This is a genomic window from Asaia sp. BMEF1 (assembly GCF_051628905.1).
In the GTDB taxonomy this organism is placed as follows: Bacteria; Pseudomonadota; Alphaproteobacteria; order Acetobacterales; family Acetobacteraceae; genus Asaia.
Window position 1 is genome coordinate 3,135,606 of sequence record NZ_CP157575.1, and the last position, 6,895, is coordinate 3,142,500.

At 59.4% G+C, this 6,895-nt stretch carries 6 protein-coding genes; 2 read left to right on the forward strand and 4 right to left on the reverse strand.

Features of this window, described 5'->3' with window-relative positions:
• Nucleotides 1-91 precede the first annotated feature (91 nt).
• A complete protein-coding gene (locus tag ABHV46_RS13990) occupies nt 92-1,051 on the forward strand; it encodes a diacylglycerol/lipid kinase family protein (protein ID WP_438381973.1) in 960 nt (319 codons plus the stop codon).
• Nucleotides 1,044-1,988: a hypothetical protein gene (locus tag ABHV46_RS13995; protein ID WP_438381974.1), complete on the forward strand. Its 945-nt coding sequence runs from the start codon at nt 1,044-1,046 to the stop codon at nt 1,986-1,988. The genes ABHV46_RS13990 and ABHV46_RS13995 overlap by 8 nt, the downstream gene beginning before the upstream one ends.
• Before the next feature lie 68 nt (nt 1,989-2,056).
• On the opposite strand, the gene spt is transcribed toward ABHV46_RS13995, so the two are convergent.
• The 4 genes from spt to ABHV46_RS14015 form a co-directional block, all read right to left on the reverse strand.
• Entirely contained in the window at nt 2,057-3,250 is a 1,194-nt protein-coding gene (gene spt, locus ABHV46_RS14000) for a serine palmitoyltransferase (protein ID WP_438381975.1), read from the reverse strand.
• Nucleotides 3,247-3,504, reverse strand: coding sequence for an acyl carrier protein (locus ABHV46_RS14005; RefSeq protein WP_438381976.1), 258 nt, complete (start codon nt 3,502-3,504; stop codon nt 3,247-3,249). Before ABHV46_RS14005 ends, spt begins: the two co-directional genes overlap by 4 nt.
• A 171-nt stretch (nt 3,505-3,675) precedes the next feature.
• Complete coding sequence (locus ABHV46_RS14010; protein ID WP_438381977.1) at nt 3,676-5,409, reverse strand: fatty acyl-AMP ligase; 1,734 nt, start codon at nt 5,407-5,409, stop codon at nt 3,676-3,678.
• Between the two features lie 78 nt (nt 5,410-5,487).
• The gene (locus tag ABHV46_RS14015; RefSeq protein WP_438384422.1) at nt 5,488-6,618 is read right to left on the reverse strand and encodes a CDP-glycerol glycerophosphotransferase family protein; all 1,131 of its coding nucleotides are present in this window, start codon (nt 6,616-6,618) and stop codon (nt 5,488-5,490) included.
• Nucleotides 6,619-6,895: the final 277 nt, after the last annotated feature.

Below are 6,895 nucleotides of genomic sequence, written 5' to 3' on the forward strand. Positions count from 1 at the left end.
CGCTGCCTAAGTCATGCTATGGCGCCGCGCAAGGCGGACCCCCGATGTTCCGTCGGGCTGAAGGGATGACCGTAACATAAATGATACTGCCGTGCGCCTAGCCCTGATCCATAACCCGCGTAGTCGCAAGAACCGACGGGATGGCAAAAAATTTGCACGTCAGGCGAGTGATCTTCTGGGCGAAGGCTTCTTCGTGCCGTCTTCTCACGACGAGATGCAGGAGATGGTGGCAGAACTCGCCCGGCGCAATGTGCCGCTCATCGCCATCAATGGGGGAGACGGCACGGTCAGCGACGTCATGACCGCCATTGCGCGCAGTTATCCCCCGGACGCGCTGCCCGACATTGCGATCTTCCCTTCTGGCAACACCAATCTGATTGCCCAAGATATCGGTTTTTCCACGCGTGGAATCGACGCCCTTCAGCTCCTCTGTCGTAACAGTGGGGTTCTGCCCCGCACGAAGCGTCGCCCCCTCAAGATTTCCTGGCCTGAGGGCGAGCATGAAGCGCGGCTTGGAATGTTTCAGGGTAGCTCAGGCTATGCTCGGGCTATCGCCATCGCGCATTCGCCTCATGTGTTGCGTTATGCTCCCCATAATCTGGCTGTTGCGGCAACGCTTATCGGGGCTTTCGGCAGTTTGCTCTGGCGTCGTCAACGCGAAACATGGCTGGCGGGTGATCGCCTTACGCTGGAGAGTGACGGCACCGCCCTGATCGATGGTCAGAGCTTTCTTTTTCTCTCCACTGCGTTGCAAAAGCTCAATCTTGGCATTTGGCCTTTCTGGAATACCGGCAAGGCGAAATCGGGCGGGCTCCATTATCTTTGCGTCGCCGATCACCCGAAGAAGTTGATGCAGGCGACCTGGGCGTTGCTTCGCGGTCGTGCGCCGAGCTGGTTGAGAGAGAGCCCTGACTACGCGAGTGGCAGGGCAGAGACATTGATCCTGACCTGCCAAGGCGATTTCGTGCTCGATGGCGAGTGTTTCTCGCCGGGCGCCGATCATCGTATCGTGCTTTCCGAAGGGCCCGAGTTCGGATTCGTGCATGACTGAGCCTCGTGCCGCACTCGACCGCGTCCTGATTGGTGAGCTGACGACTTCGGTCGATGCGCGCCTCCATGCTCTCGTTGCGCAGATCCTCGGGATTACGCGACCGCTGGGGGTACTTTTCTATGGCTCCGGTCTGCGGCAATTCGACCCTGATGGGCTGTTTGATTTCTATATCGTGCTGGAAAAACTCTCCGACTGGCCCGCTTCGCCTCTGGCGCTTCTGGGCAATCGCCTTCTGCCTCCGAATGTTTTCTATGCAGAGCATGAGATCGACGGGCTGGTCCTGCGGGCAAAAGTCGCGGTTCTGTCCTTGCAGCAGTTTCGTGCCGGGGCGTCGCCCCGCTCAACAGACACCACGCTCTGGGCGCGGTTCTGTCAGCCCGCACGTCTGGTCTGGGTGAAAGATCCTGAGGCTGCCGATACCCTTCTCTCGATTATCCGAACCTGTGTGACGACAGCCGCAGGTTGGGCGGCGCGGCTCGAAGAGGGGGCGCATCGTCCCGAGCAATGGTGGGAGGCGCTTTTCCGGCGTAGCTACCGTGCCGAGCTGCGTGTCGAACAAGCCGGACGCGGTTCCGTGATCATGCAGGGGCAAGGCACGCGCTATGCCGCGCTCACCCGCCCGGCATGGCAAAATGGGGGCCTCGCTTTCGACGAGAAAGAGGGCTGCCTCGCGCCAAGGCTCTCTAAAGCCCAGCGCCTGCGCGCCCTGCGGCGCTGGGAGCGGCTGGCACGCCGGGGGCGGTGGCGCAATGTCGCCCGGCTCATCAAGGCTGCCTTCACTTTCCGGAACGGGGCCGCCTACCTCGCATGGAAAATCGAGCGGCACAGCGGCTTCGTGCTGACGCTCTCTCCCTTCGAGGCGCGTCATCCCCTGATCTGCCTGCCGAGTCTCCTCTGGCGCGCACGCAAAATCTTTCTCAGCGGAATGCAAGGCTGAAACACACGCACAAAAAAGGCGAGGGCTCAGAGAACCTCTCGCCCTTTTTGCGATGTTCGGCCTGGGGTTTAGCCCAGAACGTCTTTCTTGGCCTGGGCGAAGATGCCCAGAGCGCGATCGATTTCCTCAGGCGTATGCACGGCCATGACAGAGCAGCGCAGCAGCGGGTGTTCGTCAGGCGTAGCCGGTGGAAGCGACAGATTGACGTAAACGCCGAGCTCCAGCAGGCGATTCCAGAAAGCGAGCGCCTGCTCGACGGTTTCGAGCGTGACGGCCACAACCGGGCTCACATGAGCGCTAGTCTTCAGCCCCAGTGCATGCAGACCATGATTGAGCTGCTTGGCATTGGCGTAGAGCTGCGTGCGCAACTCGGGACGCGCGAGCATTTCATCGAGCGCGGCCAGTGTTGCGGCGATGATTTCGGGCGGCAGCGACGCGGTGAACATATAGGGACGAGAGCAAAGGCGGATCAGCTCGAGCCCATCGAGATTGGACACGCAATAACCGCCGACCGTGCCGAGACTTTTCGAAAAAGTGCCGACGACGAAATCGACATCGTCCTCGCACCCATCGCGTTCGGCCACGCCGCGACCGTTCTCGCCGAGAACGCCGAAGGAGTGGGCCTCGTCTGCAAGCAGGTAAGCGCCATGCTTTTTCTTGACCTCGGCAAATTCACGCATGGGCGCGACATTGCCGGTCATGGAGTAGATGCCCTCGACGACGACCAGCTTGGCGCCCTGATGATCCTTCAGTCGCGACAAGCGACGGTCCAGATCGGCGGGGTCGTTATGACGGAAGCGGATGACCTGCGCATAGCCGAGGCGGCTGGCATCGTAGATGCTGGCATGACTGTCGGCATCGAGAAGCAGCACGTCGTCCTTGCCTGCAAGTGCCGAGATCGCCCCGAGATTGGCCTGGTAGCCTGTCGAGAAGATCATGCAATGACGGCGGCGGAAGACTTCGGCCAGACGCGTTTCAAGCTTGCGGTGAAGCGCGTAAGTGCCGTTGGCGATGCGCGACCCCGTTGTGCCGACGCCCTCGCGTCGTACGGTTTCGATGGCCGCATCGGCAGCGACTGTCGACTGGCTAAGGCCAAGGTAATTATTCGTGCCGAAAAGAAGGGTTTCACGCCCCTCGATTAGACCGACCGTGGCCGAAACCGGATGATCGATCACCACTCCGAACGGGTTGCGGGGGGAATGCGCTGTCAGCCCGGCAGCAGCAGCCTTGAGGCCTGCATATTTGGCGAAAATATCGGTCACGAGGCGCTACCGGCTTTGAGTGACGCTAGGCAGCCGGAAAGATCGTTGATCGTGCGGATATCGGCCAGCTTGTCGAGCGGCACGGAGACATCGAGTTCGTCTTCAATCTCCATCACAAAGTTCATGACGGCGAGGGAGTCGAAGGCCAGATCTTCCACAATCTTGCTTTCACCGGTGATGTCGCGGGGGACTTTCGGGTTGGCAAGCAATTTGTCGATGATCATCGAGGCGATGGAGGCGACCGTATCGGCCATTTCAAGGTCTCCGAGTAGAGGCGGTGGGGCGCCAGGCGCCCTGTGATGGTGGGTCTTATGCGACAGCCCGGGCCTCATGGCCAGAGGGCGATTTTTGGTCACACCCCATGCAGGCGCTGTCGGGAAAGCAGGGGAGGGAACGGGTCGTTAAGGACTTCCCTCCCATGGGTATCAGGCAGCGGTACGGCTGGTTTCGAACTGTCCGGCCAGAAGCATCGCCTTGGCACGGGCACGGGTCAGCTTGCCCGACGACGTCTGCGGCAAGGTATGGGGCGGCACCAGAATGACGTCGACCTCGATACCATGCTGACGGCGGAACAGACCCATGGTTTCCTCACGCAGCTTCGCGCGATCTTCGTCATTGGTGGCACGGCACTGCACCAGCGCCACGACACGCTCTCCTTCGGCTTCCTCAACTGCAAACACCGCAACGTCGCGCGAGCGCAGCGACGCAATTTCGTGTTCCGCAGACCATTCGAGATCCTGAGGCCAGATATTGCGGCCGTTGATGATGATCAGATCCTTGGCGCGACCCGTGATGACCACCTGACCGTGAAGCATGTAGCCGAGATCGCCGGTGTTCAGCCAGCCCTTGTCGTCCAGCACTTCCGCAGTTTCGGCCTCACGCCCGAAATAGCCACGCATCAGGCTCGGCCCACGGACATAGACCATCCCTACATGACGCTCTGGCATCAAGGCGCCGTCGGCATTGCGTACGTGAACATCGTGCTCAGGCAGAGCGACGCCGCAAAGAACGAAAGTGCGCAGGGCATGAGACGGATCGTCGGACGAGCGAGCAACGCCTTCGGTCTCGAGCTTGCGAAGGTCGATTGTGTCGGTCACGATGCCGGTATCGAGCGGGGCAAAGCTGATGGCGAGGGTGGCTTCGGCCATCCCGTAGCTTGCAACAAAAGCCCGGCCATCGAAACCGTAAGCGGCGAAACGCTCAGAGAAGGTTTCGAGAATGTGGTGACGGATCATGTCGCCACCGATGCCGGCAATCCGCCAGCCGGAGAGGTCGAGATCGCCCGAAACCGGTCGGCGCGCGCAAAGCTCGTAACCGAAGGAGGGGCTATAGGCGATCGTTCCGCGATTCCGGCTGATCAGATCGAGCCAGACATGAGGGCGGCGGGCAAATTCACGCGTAGGCAGCAGATCCACTGTCAACTGACAGGTCATGGGCGTCAGGAAAAATCCCACAAGTCCCATGTCGTGATAGAGCGGCAGCCATGAGACACAGCGATCGCCAGTTTCCCTGACCTTGAGCCCATCGCGCGCGATGGCGCGTGCATTGGCCATGCCAGCCGATTGCGTCACGGCAACGCCCATGGGAAAGCGGGTGCTGCCAGATGAGAACTGGAGATAAGACAGGTCGTCAGCACCGATTGTCGGCAACGTCTGTTCGGACGGGGCAAGCGCCAGCAACTCTGCGGGCGAGCCTCCGAACGCCAGATCGATGCCGTCGACGATGTCCGCAGTCCAGGACCCGATCAGTTCGGGAACGACGACAGCGCGGGCGCCTGAAGCCGAGACCATGCCTCGCAGCGTCGAGATATAGGCCTCGCGGCCACCAAAGGCGATCGGCAGCGGCAGGGGTGCGGGCACGAGCCCCGCATACTGACAGCCGAAAAAGATGCGGGCGAAATCGCCATCGCTTTCTGCGACAATGGCGACACGATCGCCGACAGACAGGCCTGCACCGAGCAGCCGACGTGCCGTCTCCAGAGCCTGCTCACGCAGAAGGCTGTAGGAAAGCGCCTCGAGAAGCTGACCGCGACCGTTATAGATGTTGAAACCCGATGTTCCCTGCGCCGCGTAGTCCAGAGCAGCGCTGAACGTCGGAAAGTCACCGTGACGGCGCTTCTGGTTCGATGCAGTAGGAACGGGCGTTTGGTTGGGCGTCATAGGGATAAGTCTGCTCTGCTTTTCGATCTGTCATGGAAATCGGCCGGGGAGATCCCGGTCCGGTCCACGCGTATTGGGTTATGCTGCGTTACGAAGATAATCTACGATGGCATCCGCTGCCCCAGGGGCAGTCGGGCCATCATCGGTGAATTCGAAGGTCTCTAGTATATATTGCCGCTGCGCCTCAAGGAAATCGTCATGTTTTGTCACAGCGGCATTCAGTGCCAATGGCAATGTGTCGGCGTTATCGAGCACCTGACCGAGATTCCAGAAATGGTAGTTTCTGTCAGATTGCCATGAAACGTGGTGTGCGTTGAGGAAGACGCAAGGCCGGGGGCGGACAAGAAACTCCGCGACCTGAGAGCTGACGTCGCCCAGATAGAGATCGGCTGCCATGGTGTAGGTCATGTCGATGCTGCGTGGGCTGCCAGGATCGATCAGAAGATGATCGTGATTGGCAAAGCGGGCGACGAGTTGCTCCCCTTCCTGTCTGTGCTTGTCGAACAGACGATAATGAGGCGCGAATATCAGATTGTATTTGTCCTGATTGGCAAAATATTGCAGAATCTGTTCGCCCATAAGCGGCCATGACGACAGTTTCGATGAAAAATGTGGGTTGTAGAGAACGATCGGCTTGTCGTTGTCGAACAGGGCAGGGCGTGTCCGCGCCATTTTCCTGACGATATCGAATTTTGCGTAAGAGCCGCGATAATAGCGGCCGGGGCTGATCGCGCCTTGAGACAAAAGCCGCTCTTCGATTTTCTTGCCTGAGAGCAGCACGAAATCGAACTCTTTGACGTCGCGCGCGAAGCCAATAGCGCGATCCCCCGCGCCATGGCGGGTCCAGATCAACCTTGGTTTGCGAATGCCCATCCGACGCAGATAGAGCGAGGTACGCTCGGGCACGACGATCGCTTCGAAGCGCGAAAAATACTCTCGGTTGAAAAACAGGCTGGCCATCTTGCCCAGAACGCCCGGACCGGAATGCTCGATACGACGTCGGAGCATCTCGGGCATTTTCAGCAGATCGAAGCGCGCGCGTGCCTGGGGGTAAAGTGCACTGAGTGTCTTGGCATAATCCAGATGCGCCTCTGTCGTACATGCGACGTGCACCTCTGTGTCCGCATGCCGAGAAGCGATCTCCATGGCGATGGGCAGAGAATGCAGTGTCTGGTGAGGCTGCGCGATATAGGGAAAGGCGATTTTCATCATGGCTGGAGATCAGTTGCCGATGTGCTGAACGGACGCGTAAATGGTCATCGACAGTATCTCCACGTCCTGCGCCTCAATCTCTGACAATGGTTTTGTACCGCCTTCACTCAAATGATCACGGACCCTGTGTAATCCTGAGGTGTTTTTTGTGCTTTCCCCAGCAAGTTACAAGGGAGGGCATTATAAACGTGATGCTCACAGAGCTAAATTTTTTGCAATCGAAGGCAACTCCGCGGCAGTTTTGTGAACCGCCTGAACTGGAAGATGTAGGTCA